The sequence below is a fragment of the Sphingomonas sp. S-NIH.Pt3_0716 genome, from assembly GCF_003950715.1.
Classification (GTDB): Bacteria; Pseudomonadota; Alphaproteobacteria; order Sphingomonadales; family Sphingomonadaceae; genus Sphingobium; species Sphingobium yanoikuyae_A.
The window spans coordinates 61,517-81,414 of sequence record NZ_QLJK01000018.1 but is presented as its reverse complement, the minus strand read 5'-3'; the positions used below and the strand labels follow the sequence as shown (position 1 = coordinate 81,414).

22 protein-coding genes are annotated in these 19,898 nt (G+C 63.6%); 6 read left to right on the top strand and 16 right to left on the bottom strand.

Annotated elements, in window-relative coordinates:
* Positions 1-15 precede the first annotated feature (15 nt).
* From BRX37_RS15605 to rpmF, 3 genes are all read right to left on the bottom strand, one after another.
* Positions 16-984, bottom strand: coding sequence for a beta-ketoacyl-ACP synthase III (locus BRX37_RS15605; RefSeq protein ID WP_125988079.1), 969 nt, complete (start codon positions 982-984; stop codon positions 16-18).
* Positions 981-2,006, bottom strand: a complete 1,026-nt coding sequence (gene plsX, locus BRX37_RS15600; RefSeq protein WP_010336845.1) for a phosphate acyltransferase PlsX — start codon at positions 2,004-2,006, stop codon at positions 981-983. Before plsX ends, BRX37_RS15605 begins: the two co-directional genes overlap by 4 nt.
* A 66-nt stretch (positions 2,007-2,072) precedes the next feature.
* A complete protein-coding gene (gene rpmF, locus BRX37_RS15595; RefSeq protein ID WP_004209950.1) occupies positions 2,073-2,252 on the bottom strand; it encodes a 50S ribosomal protein L32 in 180 nt (59 codons plus the stop codon).
* Between the two features lie 206 nt (positions 2,253-2,458).
* Here rpmF and BRX37_RS15590 point away from each other — a divergent pair, with 206 nt between their 5' ends.
* Positions 2,459-2,887 (top strand): MAPEG family protein, encoded by a 429-nt coding sequence (locus BRX37_RS15590; protein ID WP_026108754.1) that lies wholly within the window; start codon positions 2,459-2,461, stop codon positions 2,885-2,887.
* Here BRX37_RS15590 and BRX37_RS15585 read toward each other — a convergent pair.
* From BRX37_RS15585 to BRX37_RS15565, 5 genes are all read right to left on the bottom strand, one after another.
* Positions 2,884-3,540: an MBL fold metallo-hydrolase gene (locus BRX37_RS15585; RefSeq protein WP_037507321.1), complete on the bottom strand. Its 657-nt coding sequence runs from the start codon at positions 3,538-3,540 to the stop codon at positions 2,884-2,886. The two genes, BRX37_RS15590 and BRX37_RS15585, sit on opposite strands and share 4 nt — an antisense overlap.
* Before the next feature lie 65 nt (positions 3,541-3,605).
* A complete protein-coding gene (locus tag BRX37_RS15580; protein WP_004209947.1) occupies positions 3,606-4,031 on the bottom strand; it encodes an RrF2 family transcriptional regulator in 426 nt (141 codons plus the stop codon).
* Between the two features lie 94 nt (positions 4,032-4,125).
* Positions 4,126-5,172 (bottom strand): glycerophosphodiester phosphodiesterase, encoded by a 1,047-nt coding sequence (locus BRX37_RS15575; RefSeq protein ID WP_125988077.1) that lies wholly within the window; start codon positions 5,170-5,172, stop codon positions 4,126-4,128.
* On the bottom strand, positions 5,169-5,525 hold the full coding sequence (locus BRX37_RS15570; RefSeq protein ID WP_004209945.1) for an ArsC family reductase: 357 nt from the start codon (positions 5,523-5,525) through the stop codon (positions 5,169-5,171). Before BRX37_RS15570 ends, BRX37_RS15575 begins: the two co-directional genes overlap by 4 nt.
* Before the next feature lie 33 nt (positions 5,526-5,558).
* Positions 5,559-5,939, bottom strand: a complete 381-nt coding sequence (locus BRX37_RS15565) for a RidA family protein (protein ID WP_007711207.1) — start codon at positions 5,937-5,939, stop codon at positions 5,559-5,561.
* Between the two features lie 165 nt (positions 5,940-6,104).
* Here BRX37_RS15565 and BRX37_RS15560 point away from each other — a divergent pair, with 165 nt between their 5' ends.
* Positions 6,105-6,419: a hypothetical protein gene (locus BRX37_RS15560; protein WP_004209937.1), complete on the top strand. Its 315-nt coding sequence runs from the start codon at positions 6,105-6,107 to the stop codon at positions 6,417-6,419.
* Positions 6,420-6,422: 3 nt separating this feature from the next.
* On the opposite strand, the gene BRX37_RS15555 is transcribed toward BRX37_RS15560, so the two are convergent.
* Positions 6,423-6,839 (bottom strand): globin domain-containing protein, encoded by a 417-nt coding sequence (locus BRX37_RS15555; protein ID WP_125988075.1) that lies wholly within the window; start codon positions 6,837-6,839, stop codon positions 6,423-6,425.
* Positions 6,840-6,990: 151 nt separating this feature from the next.
* Here BRX37_RS15555 and BRX37_RS15550 point away from each other — a divergent pair, with 151 nt between their 5' ends.
* Entirely contained in the window at positions 6,991-7,599 is a 609-nt protein-coding gene (locus BRX37_RS15550; RefSeq protein WP_125988073.1) for a thermonuclease family protein, read from the top strand.
* A 30-nt stretch (positions 7,600-7,629) separates the two neighbouring features.
* Here BRX37_RS15550 and BRX37_RS15545 read toward each other — a convergent pair whose 3' ends face one another.
* The 6 genes from BRX37_RS15545 to BRX37_RS15520 form a co-directional block, all read right to left on the bottom strand.
* Positions 7,630-8,271 (bottom strand): glycine zipper 2TM domain-containing protein, encoded by a 642-nt coding sequence (locus tag BRX37_RS15545; protein ID WP_125988071.1) that lies wholly within the window; start codon positions 8,269-8,271, stop codon positions 7,630-7,632.
* A 275-nt stretch (positions 8,272-8,546) separates the two neighbouring features.
* Positions 8,547-8,741: a hypothetical protein gene (locus BRX37_RS15540; RefSeq protein WP_125988069.1), complete on the bottom strand. Its 195-nt coding sequence runs from the start codon at positions 8,739-8,741 to the stop codon at positions 8,547-8,549.
* Positions 8,742-8,795: 54 nt separating this feature from the next.
* Positions 8,796-9,050 carry a hypothetical protein gene (locus tag BRX37_RS15535; RefSeq protein WP_125988067.1) on the bottom strand — a complete coding sequence of 85 codons (255 nt, stop codon included), beginning with the start codon at positions 9,048-9,050 and terminating at the stop codon, positions 8,796-8,798.
* Between the two features lie 241 nt (positions 9,051-9,291).
* Positions 9,292-10,344: a ribonucleotide-diphosphate reductase subunit beta gene (locus BRX37_RS15530; protein ID WP_004209931.1), complete on the bottom strand. Its 1,053-nt coding sequence runs from the start codon at positions 10,342-10,344 to the stop codon at positions 9,292-9,294.
* A gap of 63 nt (positions 10,345-10,407) precedes the next feature.
* A complete protein-coding gene (locus tag BRX37_RS15525; protein ID WP_125988065.1) occupies positions 10,408-10,776 on the bottom strand; it encodes an endonuclease domain-containing protein in 369 nt (122 codons plus the stop codon).
* A gap of 61 nt (positions 10,777-10,837) precedes the next feature.
* Positions 10,838-12,724, bottom strand: coding sequence for a ribonucleoside-diphosphate reductase subunit alpha (locus BRX37_RS15520; protein WP_010336832.1), 1,887 nt, complete (start codon positions 12,722-12,724; stop codon positions 10,838-10,840).
* Between the two features lie 618 nt (positions 12,725-13,342).
* Between BRX37_RS15520 and BRX37_RS15515 the strand changes: the two genes are divergently transcribed.
* Together BRX37_RS15515 and BRX37_RS15510 are read left to right on the top strand one after the other, a co-directional pair.
* Positions 13,343-13,999, top strand: a complete 657-nt coding sequence (locus tag BRX37_RS15515) for a glutathione S-transferase family protein (RefSeq protein ID WP_125988063.1) — start codon at positions 13,343-13,345, stop codon at positions 13,997-13,999.
* 101 nt (positions 14,000-14,100) lie between these two features.
* On the top strand, positions 14,101-15,621 hold the full coding sequence (locus BRX37_RS15510) for a fumarate hydratase (RefSeq protein ID WP_125988061.1): 1,521 nt from the start codon (positions 14,101-14,103) through the stop codon (positions 15,619-15,621).
* Positions 15,622-16,281: 660 nt separating this feature from the next.
* Here the strand turns inward: BRX37_RS15510 and BRX37_RS15505 are convergent.
* Positions 16,282-18,573, bottom strand: coding sequence for a TonB-dependent receptor (locus BRX37_RS15505; protein ID WP_125988059.1), 2,292 nt, complete (start codon positions 18,571-18,573; stop codon positions 16,282-16,284).
* Between the two features lie 230 nt (positions 18,574-18,803).
* Here BRX37_RS15505 and BRX37_RS15500 point away from each other — a divergent pair, with 230 nt between their 5' ends.
* Positions 18,804-19,898 (top strand): DUF3667 domain-containing protein, encoded by a 1,095-nt coding sequence (locus BRX37_RS15500; protein ID WP_037507305.1) that lies wholly within the window; start codon positions 18,804-18,806, stop codon positions 19,896-19,898.

Sequence of the window (19,898 nt, the reverse complement as noted above, 5' to 3'; positions counted from 1 at the left end):
CGTTTCGCCGCCGTATCAGATCCGCAGGACGCAGGCGCCCCAGGTGAAGCCGCCGCCCATCGCTTCCAGCACGATCAGATCGCCGGCCTTGATCCGGCCATCGCGGGTCGCCGCGTCCAGTGCCAGCGGCACCGAGGCGGCCGAGGTGTTGGCATGCTGGTCGACGGTGACGACGACCTTGTCCGGGGACAGCTTGAGCTTGCGCGCGGTGGCGTCGAGAATCCGGGCATTGGCCTGGTGCGGCACCAGCCAGTCGATGTCGGCGGGCGTCATCTCCGCCATCGCCATCACTTCCTTCAGAACGGTGGCGAGATTCACCACCGCATGGCGGAAGACTTCCTGCCCCTTCATGCGGACCTTGCCCACCGTCTGGGTGGTCGAAGGACCGCCATCGACGTAGAGAAGCTGGTTGTGGCGGCCATCGGCATGCAGCTTGGCGGCGAGGATGCCACGCTGGCCGTCCGCGCTTTCCTCCGAACCGAGCACGACGGCGCCGGCGCCGTCGCCGAACAGCACGCAGGTCGCGCGGTCTTCCCAATCAAGAATGCGGCTGAAGGTTTCCGCGCCGATCACCAGCGCGCGCTGCGCCGCGCCCGAGCGGATCATCGAATCGGCGACCGTCATCGCATAGAGGAAGCCCGAGCAGACGGCGGCGACGTCGAAGGCGACGCAGTCATCGATGCCGAGCGCGGCCTGCACCAGCGTGGCGCTGGCGGGGAAGGTCTGGTCCGGGGTCGCGGTCGCCAGGATGATGAGGTCGATATCCGGCGCGGCGAGGCCGGCCGCCTCCAGCGCGCGCTTCGCGGCCTCGGTCGCCAGCGTGGTCGTGGTCTCCCCCTCGCCGGCGATATAGCGGGTGCGGATGCCGGTCCGCTCGACGATCCATTCGTCGCTGGTGTCGACGGTCTGCGCCAGTTCCGCATTGGTGACGACGCGTGCGGGCAGGGCCGAGCCCGTGCCCAGGAGAACGGATCGACGCATCACTTGACGGGCAGCTCCAATTTGGACGCGACGGCGGACAGATCCTGCACCCCGGCCATGTCGGCGGCGATGCGTCGCGTGATATCCTCTTCCAGCAGGCGGGCGGCGACATGCACCGCATTGGCCACGCCCTTGGCATCGGCGCTGCCATGGCTCTTCACCACGACCCCGTTGAGGCCCAGGAAGACGGCGCCATTATGATTGTTGGGATCAAGATGATGCTTGAGCAGGTGCATCGCCGGCTTCGAGATCAGGAAGCCGATCTTGGACCGCAGCGAGCTGGAGAAGGCGCGGCGCAGCAGGTCGGCGACGAAGCGGGCGGTGCCCTCGGCCGTCTTGAGCGCGACATTGCCCGAAAAGCCGTCGCACACGATCACGTCGGTTTCGCCGCGGCCGATCTTGTCGCCTTCGGTAAAGCCGTCGAACGAGAATGGCAGGGTATCGGCCGCGCGCAGCACGGCGGCGGCGTCACGAATCTCATCCGTGCCCTTGAGCTCTTCGGTGCCGATGTTGAGCAGGCGTACGCGCGGCCGCTCCAGATCGAGGGCGATACGGGCATAGGCCGCACCCATCACCGCGAACTGGACGAGATTGCGCGCATCGCACTCGGTATTGGCACCAAGGTCGAGCATGACGACATCATTGTCGCCAAGGGTCGGCAGCATCGCTGCCAGCGCAGGCCGATCGACACCGGGCATGGTACGCAGCGCCAGCTTCGCCATCGCCATGAGCGCACCGGTATTGCCGGCGGAAACCGCAGCACCGGCATCACCCGACTTCACGGCGTTGATCGCCATGCTCATCGAGCTGCTCTTCTTGCGAATCGCGACGCTGGGCTTGTCCGTGCCCTCGACGATCGTATCGGAATGCACGACTTCCGACGCCGCCCGCAAATTGGGGTGGTTGTCGAGAGCCGCCTTGATCCGGGTCTCGTCGCCGAAAAGGGTGAAGCGGAGTCCTTCGTGCCGGCGACGGGCAAGCGCAACGCCTGCCATCATCACCCGCACGCCTTCATCCCCGCCCATCGCGTCAATTGCGATTCGCGGTTGGCTGGACACTGAGATCACCCCTTTGCGGAGATCGAAAAAGTCTTACGCCCCGACGGCGATGACTTCGCGGCCGTTATAATGGCCGCACGCGTCGCACAGATTGTGGGGACGCTTCAGTTCACCGCAGTTCGAGCATTCCTGGAATGCTTCGACGCGCAGCGAATCGTGGCTGCGACGCATGCCACGCTTGGACGGGGAAGTTTTCCTTTTGGGGACAGCCATGTCGGCACCTGTTTCCGTAATTAAATCTGGTTATGCGACTGGCCGGTTTCCAAATGAGACGCCGACGGCACGGGTGCCGCAGACCATGCGGCCCGGTTGATCGCGAAGCCCTGCGCCTATAGCCGTTTTTGCAGATGGTGCAAGTCCTTCCTTGCCCGCCGGCCCGCCGCGCCTATGGTGGCGGCCCGTCGAATAGGGGGATGCCCATGTTGTTGCCGATCACGCTTACACTGGCTGCGGCCTGTGCGCTCATCAATTTCTGGCTGGCGGTGCGCTGCGCACGAATCCGCGTGGGCGCGAAGCTTTTGCACGGCGACTCGGGCAATATGTTGCTGGCACGACGGATGCGGGCGCACGCCAATTTCATTGAATATACGCCGATCGTGCTGATTCTCTTTGGCCTGATCGAAATGGCGATCGGCGCGCCGCTGTGGCTGTGGATCGGGGCGATGATCTATGCGCTGGCGCGAATCGCCCATGGCTTTGGCATGGACGCGGACAAGCCGACGGTGTGGCGCGCGGGCGGCGCGCTGCTCACCTGGATCGTGATGCTCGGCCTGGCGGTGGCGGCGCTCTATGTCGCCTATGGTGCGACTCGCGCCGTGCCAGCCCCGCCAGCGATGGCGCGCGTTTAACCGAGAACGGAATCGGCCACATAGGGGTTGGTGCGCCGTTCATAGGCGAAATTGCTCATCTCGCCATGGCCGGGGACGAAGGCGGTCTGGCCGCCAAGCGGCCAGAGCTTGCCGGTGATCGCATCGATCAAGTCCTGATGATTGCCGCGCGGGAAGTCGGTGCGGCCGATCGAGCCCTTGAACAGCACGTCGCCCACGATCGCGAGCTGGCTCGGCGCATGGTGGAAGACGACATGGCCCGGCGTGTGGCCGGGGCAATGATAGACGTCGAAGGTCAGATTGCCGACCGTCACCTGGTCGCCATCGACCAGCCAGCGATCCGGCTCGAAACTCTCGCCGGGAATGCCCCAGCGATCGCCATCCTGCGGCAGCCGGTCGATCCAGAAGCGATCCTCCTCATGCGGCCCTTCGATCGGGACATCGAGGTCGCGGGCCAGCACGCCGGCCTGGCCGCAATGGTCAATATGGCCATGGGTGACGAGAATCTTCTCGATCGTGACGCCATGCTGCGCCGCCGCCTTCTTCAGCACCGGCAGGTCGCCGCCCGGATCGACGAAGGCGCCACGCATCGTTTCCGTACACCAGAAGAGGGTGCAGTTCTGCTGCAACGGGGTGACGGGGATCAGGGCGGCTTTGAGCGGCGGCGTGGTCATGCTGCCGATGTGGCGGAGCGACGGGGCGAGCGCAAGGGCGTCGGCACGCCTGCTCCTGCGGCGCCCTACCCCAGCCCTTCGGCCGCGAAGGGTTCGGCGAGGCTGATGCTGTCGAGCACCTTGGCGGTTTCGTCGCGGACGCGCAGCATCACCCGGTGCAGGCGGCATTCGCTTTCGGGTAGGCAGTTGGTGCAGCTTTCATGGGCAAAGCGGCTGGCACAGGGGGTGAGCGCAAGCGATCCGCGGGTCAGGCGGACGATATCGCCATAGCTGATGTCGACCGGCGCCAAGGCCAGCCAATAGCCGCCGTCGCGCCCCCGCTGGGTCGCCACCAGCCCTTCGCGCGACAATTCGGACAGGATCACCGTCAGGAATTTCGCCGGGATATTCTGGCGCGTCGCAATCTCGTTGAGGGGCACAGGCCCCTGGCGATAGCGGTCGGCAAGATGCTGGAGCGCGCGGATGGCGTAACGGGTCTTCTGGGACAGCATGGTCTGTTCGTTATTCGCCTGCGGCCCGGCTTTGGCAAGTCGAGCCGCAGGGTAGAGAAGGGAAAATCCGCTTTAATTTATGCGATGTTGCCGATCAGGGCTGCGTGCTGCTCAGAGCGTCGCGCGCCTGCCTGGGGAAATCGCTGAAAATGCCGTCGACGCCGGTCGCGGCGATCGCCTGGACATAGCCGGCAAAGTCGCCGCGCCCCTGCGGATCGTCCGGTCGCTTATACTGGTCGGGCAGGAAGCTGTTTTCCATCCGCAGCGTCCAGATATGGACCTGAAGCCCGGCATCATGGGCACGGCCGACCAGCGCGGTCGCCCCTTCGGACGCCAGCACCATGGCGGCGGACGGGCCGAGGCCCGTGGCATAGCCGGCAATCGCCTCCAGCCCGGAGACGCTCATCATGTCGGCATAGCTGGTGCCGGGTTCATCGGCGGGGCCGCCTTCGGCATCGACGAGCTGGATGAGGCGCAGCCGGGTCGCTTCATGCAGGGCCTTCAGATTGCCGACCTCGAACGACTGGATGAAGACCGGATCGTCGGCATTTGTGTAGCCATATTTGCCGAGCAGATCGAGCAGCGCCTGCTGGTGCGGCAGGCCGATGCCGGCGAAATAGCTGGGATGCTTGGTTTCGGGATAGAGGCCGATGCGGCGATGCTGCTCCGCTTCCTTGGCGCGGACCAGCTTCAATATCTCCTCGAAGGTCGGGATGAGATAGAGATCGTTGAAGCGGACATTGGCCGGGCGCAGATCGGGCAGCCGTTCGCGCGCCCGCAAGGTGCGCAGTTCGGCGAGGGTGAAATCCTCGGTGAACCAGCCGGTCATTGCGACGCCGTCGATCGTCTTCGTCGTCTTGCGATCGGCAAATTCGGGATGGTCAGCAACGTCGGTGGTGCCGCCAATCTCATTCTCATGCCGGGCGACCAGCACGCCATCCCTGGTCAGGACCAGATCGGGCTCGATATAGTCGGCGCCCTGATCGATCGCCCGCTCATAGCTGGCGAGCGTATGTTCGGGCCGCTCTCCGCTGGCACCGCGATGCGCGATGATCAGCGGGTCGGCGGCCCGGACGGCGGAAAGGGGGAGCAGGCCCATCATCAGCAATGCCCCGATGCCCAGCAGCCCCCGTCCGATCACGCCATCACGCCTTTCAGCGCATTTTCATAGGTCGTCGCCTTGAAACCGACGACCGTGCCCTTGCCGGTGTCGAGGATCGGGCGCTTGATCATCGAGGGGTTGGTGATCATCAGCAGGATCGCCTTGTCCGCGTCGATATGCGCCTTGTCCCCCGCGTCGAGCGCCTTGAAGGTGGTGCCGGAACGGTTGAGGATGGTTTCCCAACCATGTTCCATCACCCATTCCTCCAGCTTTTCCTTGTCGACGCCGGCGACCTTATAGTCGTGGAAATTATAGGCGACGCGCTCATTGTCCAGCCAGTTGCGGGCCTTCTTGATGGTGTCGCAATTCTTGATGCCGTACATGGTAATCATGATGGTTGGTCCCAGATTTTCTTTACAAGGGCGTTACCCTTTGAAGGCGGTGACTTCGATTTCGATCTTCATCTCCGGCTTGATGAGGCCAGCGACGACGCAGCTGGCCGCCGGGCGGATCTCGCCAAAGATGGGCGCAGTGGCCTTGCCCAGATCGTCCCAATAGGCAGGGTCGGTGATATAATAGGTGACGCGCACGACATCGGCAAAGGAGAAGCCGGCGTCTTCGAGCGCCTTGCCGATCACCTTGAGCGCGTTGACGCCCTGATCGACCACGCTGTCGGGCATGATCTTGGTTTCGGGATCGGTGCCGGTGGTGCCGGCGACGAAGCACCAGTCGCCCTGGACGACGGCGCGCGAATAGCCGACCTGCGCCTCGAAGGGCGAGCCGGAGGAAATGAGCTGGCGGGACATGGAGGGATTCCTGTTGCGATGCGAAAAGGATCGGGGCGAAAAGGATCGCATCGGCCTTTGCCGCCTTGGTTCCGCGCTGTCCAGTGCGTTTCCGGGCGCGCTTGCGCGGAACGGGAAAATGGGGTGATCGTTGGAGGGGGACATGCCCCTGCAAGGAGACGCGCCATGACGATGTCCGACAATCGCCCCTTCCCCGACGAGAGTGAGGAGAATAGCGAACAGGCCGACGCCGGCACCCAGGCGAACGACGTCGCCGACGATGCGCTGGGCCGGACCAGCGACCTGAGCGAAGAGAGCGAGCATGGCGGGCGGCCCAACCCGGCGCAGATCATCCCCGACGATGTCCCCGACCTGGTCGACAAGATGAACGAGATGGACCGATCCGGCTGGATCGATGAAGGCGCGTTCGACGGCGAGCCGCGGATGGACGACGAGGATGATGGCGAGGAGGACGAAATCCTCAACGAGGATGACGACTAGCCGCTAGGCCGGGTGCGCCTGTGCCGGCGCGAGGCCGAAATTGATCATGCCGCGCGCCATATGGCCGAGCGCTTCCGCCATGGCGTCGGCGATGTCGGTGTCGAGATCCTCCTGCATGGCGATCGCGCAGGCGGCCGCGGTCGCCCATTGATCGGCCAGTTGCGGCGTGATCGGGAAAGCGCGGTGCAGCGACATGATGCAGGTGCCACGCTGAAACCAGTCGCGCGGGCCGCCCAGCCAGCCGCACAGGAAGCGGGTGAGGCCGTGGCGCACGGCCGAGAGGTCGGCGGCATGGATGGCGCGCAACTGCGCATAGGCCGGGTCGCTTTCCAGCAGGTCATAAAAGCGGTTCGCAATGGCGCGGACGACCGGTTCGCCGCCGATGCGGACATAGGGGCTGGGCGGCGCGGCGGCGTTCATGCGGCAATCTCCATGGGCTGAGGCCGGCGCACCCTGCGCATCCCCTGCGCTTGCCACATTGATCCCGATCAAACGCCGGTTCGCCCCGAAATGGCGACAAGCCGGATCAGATTTAACCCTCTGTTTTTCCTGAACCTGCTAGGGGCGCGCCATGTCCAGACGCCCCGACCGATTCACCCCCGACCGCATCGACACACTCTGGCGCCGGGAGGCGGCGCGTGCCGGACAGGCCCGCTTTCGTCGCCCCGCGTCTCAGCGCAGTGGCTTCAGCGGCAAGACACTGGGATTGGTGCTGGCGCTGGGGATGATGATCGGCTGGCAGGCGCCCGACTGGTGGGCGCGGCTGGCGCCCGAGATCGCGATGCCGACGGCGTCGACCGGCATGACACCGTCAAGCGCCAGCGCCGACCAGCTATCGGCCGATTTCGGCTATTGTCATAGCGGCGGCGGGACCAATTGCGTCGTCGATGGCGACACTTTCTGGTTCCGGGGCGAAAAATATCGGATCGCCGACATCGACACGCCAGAAACCCATGGGCCGCGCTGCCCGGAGGAAGGCGCGCTGGGCGCGCGGGCGACCAGCCGGTTGCAGCAATTGATGAACGCCGGCCCCTTCTCGCTGGAGATCGACGGGCGGGCGACCGACAAATATGGCCGAGCGCTGCGGATCGTGACGCGTGATGGCCAGTCGATCGGCCAGCAGCTGGTGGACGAAGGGCTGGCCCGGACCTGGGACGGACGCCGCCACCCCTGGTGCTGAAAAAGGGGGCGTCTTCGCCCCCTTTTCCGATCAGCGACAGCTGAGGCTGCCGCGATCGATCTCGCGGCCGAGCAGCGCGCCGGCGCCGCCGCCGATCAATATGCCCGCCGTGTTGGAATAGCCGCGATCGAGCTGGCCGCCGATCAGCGCGCCGATCGCGCCGCCGATGATGAGGCCGGTGGTCCCGTCCGAACGGCGGCAATAATAGCGGTCGTCATAGCCGCGATAGATGCGCATGCTGCGGTCGACCCGGATCGGCGCATAGCCGCCGCGATAATAGCGGTCGGGGCGATAGCGGCCGCCATAGCGCGGATCGGGCCGGTTCCAGTCATAGGCATAGACCGGCGGGCCGGGCCGGCGATAATTGCCACGGGGCGGCGGCGGGCGATGGTTGCCGGGACGGCCATATTGGGGCGGACGACCATTGCCGGGCCGGCCCGGCTGGGGCGGGCGGCCTGCCCCCGGCCGGCCGGGCTGGGGCGGACGCTGGGCATGATTGCCGCCATGGCTGGGGGGCCGTTGTGCGCCCGGACCGCCGGGGCCGCCATGGCCCGATGACGGCCCGCCGGGTCGGCCATGACCCTGGCCGTGCTGGGCGGCGGCGGGCATGGCGGTCAACGCCATGGCGCCCAGTGAAAGCGCGGCAATCATGCTTCTGGCAAAGCGATGCATGGTCCAGTCCCTTTTCGATTTCTGTTGACCGAGGCAAGCTAGAACGTAGCAGCTGAACAAATGTTGCACGAACGGAACAAAGACGAAGATGGTGGTCGATATTGTAGGAAATGCTGCGCTTAACTTCGCATATTTCCCGCACATTCTGACATTTAATTTCCAACCCTTGTCATTTTGGAACAAGTGAGCGTCAGAGACAGGCCCGACGCCGGACGGCAATATAGGCCGGCGGGAAGGAATAGGACAGCGCGCCCGCGACGCCCGCCCCGTGCCTTTCAGAGCGCGTTGGCGATGATGGCGCGCTGGCTGTTGTCGAGGCCGTCCAGCGCCGCGGTCGCGGCCTGATCCGCGCCGGCCTGATCACCGCCATCGCTGCCCACGAACTGGATCGCGCTCAGCAGCACCAATATCGCCCAGAGCAGGGCCATCCAGCGGCTGGTGAAGAGGGAGCGGAGTCGGACGCCGAACATGGCGACCGGTCTGGCATGGCGGCGGTTAAGGAAGCGTCACGCCCGCCGCGCCGATCAGCCCGGCGCCGGCGGGAAGGCCGGGGTGCGGGACGGCAAGCCGGATGGCGGGCTGGTCAGCAGCAGCCGGTCGAGCTGCGCATAGCCCAGGCAGCGATGGCAATAGGCAAAGTCGAAGGCCGTGTTGAGGATCCAGGCCTGGGTCGCGACATCCCAGGCCGCCCAGGCTTCGCGCGTAACCTGATCGCTGCCGCAGACATTGCAGACGAAGACGTAGAATGGCGGAGATGAGGGGTCGTCGGGGCTGGTCATGACCGGACCATAGCCCAGGGCATCGCCATTCCGGCGCGAGACTGGTCCGTTATGGACGCGATGCGGGAGGCTCCAGAGGCGCACAAAAAAGGGGAGGCGCTCCCCGCGCCTCCCCTCCCCTCGAACAGGTCGAAAGCCCTTTGCAAGCTGCCGTGATGCTGGCTGATCAGCAGCCTTAAACGCGTCAGCGCCGCGCGGGCTTGATCACAGCGCGACGCGCATGGCGCGTCGCGCTGTGATCTTATTCCGCCGCGATGCCGGCGGCCTTGAACATGTCCGGATCGCTTTCGTCGACATTGGCCGCTTCGGCGCCCTTGAGCTTCTTGCGGCGGTCGAACGCGTCCCAGACGTCGTTCCACTGGCCACGGGTCGCGCCCTTCGAATATTCGGTCGCGCGGGTTTCGAAGAAATTGGCATGCTCCACGCCGTTGAGCAGCGGGGTCAACCAGGGCAGCGGATGCTCGTCGATCATGTAGATGGGCTTGAGGCCCAGCTGCCCCAGGCGCCAGTCGGCGATGTAGCGGACATATTTCTTGATGTCCTTGGGCGTCATGCCGGGAACCGGGCCCATTTCGAAGACCAGGTCTACGAACGCGTCCTCGATGCGGACGGTCTTCTGGCACATGTCCATGATGTCGTCCTTGACCGATGCGGTCAGGCAGTCGCGTTCCTTCACGAAGCTGTGGAACAGCTTGATGATGCCCTCGCAATGCAGGGTCTCGTCGCGGACCGACCAGGTGACGATCTGGCCCATGCCCTTCATCTTGTTGAAGCGCGGGAAGTTCATCAGCATCGCGAAGGAGGCGAAGAGCTGGAGGCCTTCGGTGAAGCCGCCGAACATCGCCAGCGTCTTGGCGATATCCTCGTCCGTATCGACGCCGAACTGGGCGAGATAGTCGTGCTTGTCCTTCATCTCCTTATATTGGAGGAAGGCCGAATATTCGCTTTCGGGCATGCCGATCGTGTCGAGCAGATGCGAGTAGGCGGCGATATGGACCGTTTCCATGTTGCTGAACGCAGTCAGCATCATCTTGATCTCGGTCGGCTTGAACACGCGGCCGTACTTCTCGTGGTAGCAATCCTGCACTTCCACGTCGGCCTGGGTGAAGAAGCGGAAAATCTGGGTCAGCAGGTTGCGCTCATGGTCACTGAGCTTCTGCGCCCAGTCACGACAATCCTCGCCCAGAGGCACTTCCTCGGGCAGCCAGTGGAGCTGCTGCTGGCGCTTCCAAAATTCATAGGCCCAGGGATATTCGAAGGGCTTGTAGACCTTGGAGGCTTGAAGAAGGGGCATATGGGTTACTCCGCGAAATCTTTTCTTCCCCTCTCCCATCGGGAGAGGGAGGGGCCCGCGCCGTCAGGCGTGGGAGGGTGAGGGCGAGAGGCGTGCCGCGATGACCGCTACGACGCCTTCAGTATTTTCCATGACTTCATGGTTCCAGAAACGCAGGACGTGATAACCCTGGGTCTCGAAATAACGGGTTCGGACAGCATCTTGCTCAGCGCTCTCCGCATGACTTGCGCCATCGACCTCGACGACCAGCTTGCCAGAAAAACAGAGGAAATCCGCGACATAGGCACCATGGGGCACCTGGCGGCGGAATTTCACGGTCGGAAGCTGTTCACGCAAAGCACGCCAGAGACGTTTTTCAGCCTCCGTGGCGTTACGGCGGAGAATGCGGGCCTGATCCACGGCCCCTGAAGGCAGATCGCGGTAATTGCGCATCGCCCTCACCCTTCCGCCGCTGCGCGGCTCCCTCCCTCTCCCACAGGGAGAGGGAATCTGATCACTGGCAGGCGAGGCACTCGTCATAGTCGGTGGTCTCGCCGATCTCGAACTTGGGGGCGTCGATCGTGTTGTCCGCTTCCACGCCACCGGCGAAGCCGGCGCGCTGCACCGACTTGGAGCGCAGATAATAGAGCGACTTGATGCCCAGTTCCCAGGCGCGGAAGTGGAGCATCAGCAGATCCCACTTCTCGACATCGGCCGGGATGAACAGGTTCAGCGACTGGGCCTGGTCGATATAGGGGGTGCGATCGGCGGCCAGTTCGAGCAGCCAGCGCTGGTCGATCTCGAAGCTGGTCTTGTACACATCCTTTTCTTCCTGGGTCAGGAAGTCGAGATGCTGGACCGAGCCGCCGCGTTCCAGGATCGAGTTCCATACGGCGCTCGAATCCTTGGCCTTTTCGACCAGCAGCTTTTCCAGATAGGGATTCTTCACCGCGAAGCTGCCCGAGAGCGTCTTGTGGGTGTAGATGTTCGCCGGGATCGGCTCGATACAGGCCGAGGTGCCGCCGCAGATGATCGAGATCGACGCGGTCGGCGCGATCGCCATCTTGCAGGAGAAGCGCTCCATAACGCCCTGGTCGGCGGCGTCGGGGCACGGCCCGCGCTCCTGCGCCAGCATCATCGACGCCTCGTTCACCTTGGCATTGATATGCTTGAAGATGCGCAGGTTCCACGACTTGGCCATGGCGCCTTCGAACGGGATGCCCCGTGCCTGCAGGAAGCTGTGGAAGCCCATGACGCCCAGGCCCACCGAGCGTTCACGGCTGGCGCTATATTTGGCGCGGGCCATTTCCGGCGGGGCGCGGTCGATATAGTCCTGCAGCACATTGTCGAGGAAGCGCATAATGTCTTCCGCGAAGGTCGGGTGATCCTTCCACTGATCCCAGGTTTCCAGGTTCATCGAGGAGAGGCAGCAGACCGCCGTGCGATCCTGGCCGAGATGGTCGCGACCCGTCGGCAGAGTGATTTCCGAACAGAGGTTCGACGTCGAGACCTTGAGTCCCAGGTCGCGGTGATGCTTGGGCATCATCCGGTTCACCGTGTCGGAGAAGACGATATAGGGCTCGCCGGTGGCGAGGCGGACCTCGACCAGCTTCTGGAACAGCGCGCGGGCATTGACGGTGCCGCGCACCGACTGGTCCTTGGGGCTGCGCAGGTTGAAATCACTGCCGTCGCGCACCGCTTCCATGAACTCGTCGGTCAGCAGCACGCCATGGTGCAGGTTGAGCGCCTTGCGGTTGAAGTCGCCGCTCGTCTTGCGGATTTCCAGGAACTCCTCGATCTCCGGGTGGGAGACGTCGAGATAGCATGCGGCCGAGCCGCGACGCAGCGAGCCCTGGCTGATCGCCAAGGTCAGCGAATCCATCACGCGGACGAAGGGGATGATGCCGCTGGTCTTGCCATTGAGGCCGACCGGCTCACCGATGCCGCGCACGCTGCCCCAATAGGTGCCGATGCCGCCGCCACGCGAGGCGAGCCAGACATTCTCGTTCCAGGTGTTGACGATGCCTTCCAGGCTGTCGTCGACGCTGTTCAGATAGCAGCTGATCGGAAGACCCCGACCGGTGCCGCCGTTCGACAGAACGGGCGTCGCCGGCATGAACCAGAGCTTGGAGATATAGTCATAGACGCGCTGCGCATGGTCGGCATCGTCCGAATAGGCGGCGGCGACGCGGGCGAACAGATCCTGATAGCTCTCGCCGGGCAGCAGATAGCGATCGTTCAGCGTGTCCTTGCCGAATTCGGTCAGCAGCGCATCGCGCGACGAATCCGTCACGACATGAAAGCGACGCTCATGAATCTTGGACGACGCGGACTCGGTCGCCTTGCCCTTGGCAGCCTTGGGCTCGGCCTTGTCCACCAGATCCTCGATACGCTCGTCCATTACCGTCGCCACGTCGCCGTTTCCACCTTGTTCACTATCTCGAAAGTCCATGCGAGCCCCCGATTGTTCCTGTTCCGTTCGATTCGGTCCAGCGATGCTGGGGCGCACCCTAGCATCATAGCATGAACCCGATCGGGCCGGGACAGAAATGGGGTCAACCGATCCGATCGCAAGGACAAAAGCCCCATATCGCCGGAAGCAGGTCCGGCAATGCAATCACAATCTATTGGGTGACCCCCTTGGTCCCGATACCACAGATAGTGCCACAGCCCCGCCGACACGCAAGAGGGTAAATGACAGTTCGGGGACTCGGTTCATCGACGCCTGGATTCGTTTCGTCGCTGACACGCCACCCCATAGCGCAACGACGCGCGGACTTCCAAGGGCCTTGGAAAAGACAAGGGGGGCCCATGAAATTAAAAAATAAATTTGCCTTGCCACGCAAATGCGCGCGTCGCGCGATTGGCGACAAAATCATGACATGGGGGCAGAGGCACGGACGCGACCACAATCTGTTGAATCGCTGCCTTTATCGTCCCCCTGCATATCGTCGCGCGATACGCTATGATGATGGGAAGGCTGGCGAATCCGGACGGCTCCGATGATCGGGAGGCAGGCATGATCCTCTATTACCATCCCCTCTCCTCCTATTGCTGGAAGGTGCTGATCGCCTTTCATGAAAATGGCACGCCCTTCACCCCGCGCATCCTGGAGGACGTGGCGGCACTGGCCGAATGGCAGGCACTCTGGCCGCTCGGCAAATTCCCCGTGCTGTACGACCCGGTGCGCGGCGCGACGATCGCGGAGGCGAGCATCATCGTCGAATATCTGGGCCGGCACGAACCCGGCACCTTCCGCCCGATCCCGGTCGATGGCGATGCGGCGATCGAGGTGCGGCTGATGGACCGGTTGTTCGACAATTATGTGATGGGGCCGATGCAGGCGCTGGTGGCCGACCGGCTGCGGCCCGAGGAGGCGCGCGATCCCCATGGCGTGACGGCCAATGTGGCGGCGCTGCGCAGCATCTATGCATTGCTGGAGGATCGGCTGGCGGGGCGGAGCTGGGCAGCGGGCGATCATCTGTCGCTGGCCGACTGCGCGGCGGCGCCCTCGCTTTATTATGCCGACAGGATCGTGCCGCTGCGCGCCGGCCATCCGGTTCTGGGCGCCTATCTGAACCGGCTGGAGGCGCGGCCCAGCTTTGCCCGCGTGCTGCGCGAGATGCAGCCCTGGTGGCAGAATTTTCCCTTTGCCGACGGGCCGCTTGCGTCCTGAACCGCAACCCTCTTCTGGACTCATCGTCTCAAAGGCCTATAGCCCCGCCTTGCAGGGACCTGCCGTGCAGAGGCGGGCCGCAAGAATAGGGACCAGGGTAGATGACCGTCATCAAGACCGCCGACCTCATCGAGAGCGTCGCCGACGCACTCCAGTTCATTTCCTACTATCACCCGATGGATTATATCCGGGCACTGGGTAAGGCCTATGAAGCCGAAGCCAATCCGGCGGCGAAGGACGCCATCGCCCAGATCCTGACCAACAGCCGCATGTGCGCCGAAGGCCACCGCCCGATCTGCCAGGACACCGGCATCGTCAACGTGTTCGTGAAGTGGGGCATGGAGTGTCGGCTGGACGATAATAGCCGGTCGATGCAGGAAGTGATCGACGAGGGCGTGCGCCGCGCATATCTGAACCCCGAGAACCGCCTGCGCGCGTCGATCCTGAAGGATCCCGCTTTCAGCCGCCAGAACACCAAGGACAACACGCCCTGCGTGCTGAATGTCGAGATGGTGCCGGGTAACAAGGTGATCATCGACGTCGCGGCCAAGGGCGGCGGCAGCGAAAACAAGACCAAGTTCAAGATGATGAACCCCAGCGATTCGATCGTCGACTGGGTGCTGGAAATGGTGCCGCAGATGGGCGCCGGCTGGTGCCCGCCGGGCATGCTGGGTATCGGCATCGGCGGCACCGCGGAAAAGGCCGTGGCGCTGGCCAAGGAAAGCCTGATGGACCCGATCGACATGGGCGAGCTGAAGGCCCGTGGCCCGCAGAACAAGATCGAGGAACTGCGCATCGAGCTGTTCGACAAGGTCAATGCGCTGGGCATCGGCGCGCAGGGCCTGGGCGGCCTTGCCACCGTGCTCGACATCAAGATCCACGACTATCCCTGCCATGCGGCGGGCAAGCCGGTGGCGATGATCCCGAACTGCGCCGCGACCCGCCACGCGCATTTCACCCTCGACGGGTCCGGCCCGGCCTATCTGGAAGCGCCCAAGCTCAGTGAATGGCCGCAGGTCGACTGGAAGCCGAGCAAGGAAGCCATCCGCGTCGACCTCGACACGCTGACGCCGGAACAGGTGCAGGGCTGGAAGCATGGCGACCGCCTGCTGCTGAACGGCAAGATGCTGACCGGCCGCGACGCCGCGCACAAGCGGATCGCCGACATGCTGGAGAAGGGCGAGACCCTGCCGGTCGATTTCAAGGGCCGCGTGATTTACTATGTCGGCCCGGTCGATCCGGTGCGCGACGAAGTGGTCGGCCCGGCCGGCCCCACCACCGCGACGCGCATGGACAAGTTCATGGACATGATGCTGGAACAGGGCCTGGCCGCCTGCGTCGGCAAGGCCGAGCGCGGCCCGGCCGCCACCGACAGCATCGCCAAGCACAAGAGCGCCTATCTGATGGCGGTCGGCGGCGCGGCCTATCTGGTCGCCCGCGCGATCAAGGAAGCCAAGGTCGTGGGCTTCGAGGATCTGGGCATGGAAGCGATCTACGAGTTCACGGTGGAGGACATGCCCGTCACCGTCGCCGTCGATAGCGAAGGCCAGAATGTCCACCGCCTCGCCCCGCTGGTGTGGCAGGAAAAGATCAGGAAAGAGAAGCTGCTGGAGAAGGCATGAGCTTTCGGCCTTTTGGCACGAAGATAGACTTCTATTCTCCTCTGCCGCCGGACGAGTGCCGGCGGCGGTTGGAGGCAAAATTCGTACCCCGGTGGGAACGCCCTGCGGACCTGAGAGCACGAGGTAAATTTATAGGCCACATATTGGTGATGTGGCTTGGCGCATTCGACTGGATTAATCGCTCCTCAGAGCCAAAGCTCGTAGCAAAATTGCGACCGGAGATGGCTGGCACACGCATTGTGGGGCGATTGATACCGGGTATCCAATTTGTGCTATTCTTAGTTCCCATGACGGTCGGAGCGCTTTGGGGCAGCGTAGCGTTGATCATTTACCGACCAGATCATCCACCGGCTGACCCAATTATCTATACGGCCGTAAAGGCCATCACGGCCCTCATCCCCATAGGCATAGCTCTCGGCATTTGGTGGTTTGCGAGCAATGAGGGCAAATCTGGCCGACCGCTAATCTCTTTTCTCAAGCGCACATTATGCGTCGATGGCGGGACATCTAAGAAAACGATCTAGTCGACGAAGGCGCGCTATCATGTAGATGGCGCGCCTTCTCTGGTACCGATGATGTTTCTCGACTTCGCTCGAAACGAACGGAGAAAGGGCGCAGCCCCCTCCCCATGCTGCGCATGGGGAGGAATAGGACTTACTCTTACAGCTTGCCGCTCAAGGACACGCCGATGATGCGGGGTTCGTTGAACACCGGGGCCATATAGTTTTCGATCACGCCCTTCATGTTCTTCTCGCCCGTGATGTTGCGGGCGAAGGCGGCGATCTCATATTTGCCGTCCGGCGCGGTGTAGCCGATCTTCATGCCGCCTTCGAAGTCACCCTTCGAGTAGAACTCCTTCGTCTTGTAGAGGACGAAGTTGGTATAGCCCTGGATGTTCCAGTCGGTCGCCGCGAAGATCTTGCCCCCATTGCCCAGCGGCACGTCATAACGGGCCGCGATGTTGGCGGTGTATTTCGGCGCGTTGGGCAGCGGGTTGCCGTCGATCTGGGCAAAGACGCCGCGCGCGTTGGTGACGGTCGGGTCTTCCACGGTGCAGACGACCACGCCGTTCAGCGTGCAGACCTGGGCATAGACATTCTTGTCGTTGATCTCGCTGTGCAGCAGGCTGAGGCCGGCCGACAAAGTGAGATTGTCGAACGGACGCGCTTCCAGATCGGCTTCCAGACCATAGGCCTTGGCGGCGTCGGCGTTGAACAACACGCCATTGCCGTTCACGTCATTGCCGTTGAGCTGGATGTCCTTCACCTTCCAGGCGAAGCCCGACAGGTTGAAGCGCAGGCGGTTGCCCAGCAGGTTGGTCTTGATGCCGCCTTCGTACGACATGATCGTTTCCGAATCCGCCGTGGTGAAGTCGCTGTTGAACACCGCCGAGCGGCCCTGGATGGTCGGGCCACGGAAGCCGCGCGCGACGCGGGCATAGAGGCTGACCTCGGGGCTGACTTCATACAGCGCGCTGACGTCCCAGCTCGGTTCCTTGCCGGTCAGCTTCACATAGCGACGGCCGGCATAGGTCGAGACGCCCGCCGCATTGGCGGTGGCGCGGACCAGACGGGTTTCCTTCGTGTCCTTGGTGTAGCGGCCGCCGGCGGTGATGGTCAGGCCCGGTACCACTTCGTAGCTCGCCTGGCCAAACAGGCCCCAGCTTTCATTCTTGTTGCGCAGACGCACCCAGTTGTTGGGATTGTTGGCGGTGCCGGTCAGGAAATAGGCGCGCTGGTAGAAATCGGTGGTGTCGCGGCTGTCGAAATACATGCCGCCAACCTGCCACTTGAAGGCGCTGTCGCCATTGCTGGCGAGGCGGACTTCCTGGGTCAGCTGGTCGAGATCGCGGACATTGCCCTGGCTCTGGCCGAAGCCGTTGGCCACGCCGTTCACCGGATAGTCCGCGCCCGCGCCGCCATCGGTGTCGCCACGGCTGTAGCCCGAGGTGGTTTCATAGGCGGTGATCGAGGTCAGGGTGACGGCACCCATGTCGATCGCGATATTTTCCGACGCGCCATAGGTCTTGTAGGCCTGCGGGTTGTTCATCGCTTCGTCGAGCGCGATCTTCGAGCGGGGTTCGCCCGACACGCTGTTGCTGCCCTTGGTGAGGCCGGCGCGATGGAAGATGGTCGAGGTGCCATCATAGTCGCGCGCATGGACGCTGGTCAGCATCGAGACATTTTCGGTCGGCGTCATCAGCAGCTGAAGGCGCACGTCCTTCTCATTATAGCCGCCCATCGCGTCCTTCTTGGGGCTGACGGTGCCGTCGGCGCTGGGGCCTTCATAGGTATTGTCGACCCAGTCGTCGCGATGCTGATAGAGGGCCGAGACGCGGAAGGCGAGCTTGTCCGCGACGATCGGGCCACCGATGCCACCGTCGAAGGTGACGGTGTTATAGCTGCCATAGCTGGCCTGGGCGCGACCTTCCCAATCCATCGACGGACGGATGGTGTCGAACTTGATGATGCCGGCCGTGGTGTTGCGGCCGAACAGCGAACCCTGCGGGCCGCGCAGCACTTCCACCTGATTGACGTCGAACACCGGGTTCGACTTCAGCACGACATGTTCCAGCACGACATCGTCCTGGATGATCGACACCGGCTGCGAGGCGCCGAGATAGAAGTCGATATTGCCCAGGCCCCGGATGTAGAAGCGCGGGAAGATGCGGCCGGTGGTGGTTTCGGCATAGAGGCCGGGCACGCGGGCGGCGAGTTCGAGAATGTCGCCGCCGCCGGCGGTCAGGTTGCGCAGCGCATCGCCCTGCACCACGCCGACCGAGACGGGCACCTTCTGCAGATTTTCCGAGCGGCGCTCGGCGGTCACGACGATCTCGTCGAGCTGGCCGGCGTCAGCGCCCGCTTCCTGCGCATGGGCGGCGCCACCAAGGGCGAGCGCACCGAAGGCCGAGGTCAGCAGCAGCGCCGACCGTGCGAAAGTGAATTTCGACAAGGTTATTCCCCGATAATATTGCTTTTGCGTCCGGGAAAGCGGCGCCCCTGCGCCTGCCGTCCGGGATGCCATCGCCGCTAGGCGCGATTTGTGGCGGGACGGTGACGCTCGCCCTGCCCATCATGGGAACATGTCGGAATGTTGCCAAGCGTTGTAACAATGCAACACAATGCGATCCACGCGCCAAGGTGACTGGCAAGCGTCATACACCCTTGTTATCCTCTCCGCCCATGACAGGGGAAATCGAAGCAGCGGGTGACGCGATCACCGGGGGCATGCTGGCACGGGCGGTCGAGCCAGGCCATGGGGAAGCCCATGAGGCCGGCCATGGCGCCTGCCTTAATTGCGGCACGGCGGTGACGGGCAATTATTGTCCCGAATGCGGCCAGGCCGCGCATCTGCACCGCAGCTTTGCCGCGATCGGCCATGACCTGGCCCATGGCGTGCTGCATTTCGAGGGCAAGATCTTCACCACCCTGCCCGAGCTGGCGCTGCGCCCCGGACAGTTGACGCGCCGCTATATCCATGGCGAGCGGGCCAAGTTCGTATCGCCCTTTGCCCTGTTCCTGTTCAGCGCCTTCCTGATGTACGCGATCTTCTCGCTGACCAGCCATCATGGGCCGGAAGGCGCCCGCAACCAGGTGAAGATGAACAGCGAGGCGATCGCCGAGCTGAAGAAGGAAGAGGAAAAGGCCGATGCCCGCATCGCCAAGGTGCAGGCGCAACTGGCCGAGCCGGGGATCAGCGCGAGCCGGCGCGAGACGTTGCAGGAGAAGCTGAAGGACGCGCAGGACGAACGGAAGGGCCTGTCGCTGGCGAGCGGCCTGACCGATGCGCTGGCCGGCGATAACGTCGACAAGGCGGTCGACAAGACCGTCGACAAGGGCCTCAACAAGGGCATCGCCAAAACGGTCGGCAAGGCGATGAGCGCGGCCGCCAAGGATCCCGAATTCGCCTATTACAAGCTCAAGGCCAATGCCTATAAATTCTCCTGGCTGCTGATCGTCATATCGCTGCCCTTCCTGTGGCTGCTGTTCCCGTTCAGCCGCCGGTTCAAGATCTATGACCATGCGATCTATGTGACCTACTCGATCGCCTTCATGTCGCTGCTCTTCTCGCTGTCGATGATCCTGACGGCGGTCGGCATCACCCATGGGCTGGTGACGCTGGTGCTGCTGCTGTTCGCGGCCTGGCACATGTATCGCCAGTTCAAGGATGCCTATCAGCTTTCGCGCAGCGGCACCTTGCTGCGGCTGCCGCTGCTGTACGGCTTTGCCTGTGCGTCGCTCTCGCTGTTCTTCGCCTTCCTGATGATGATGGGGTGA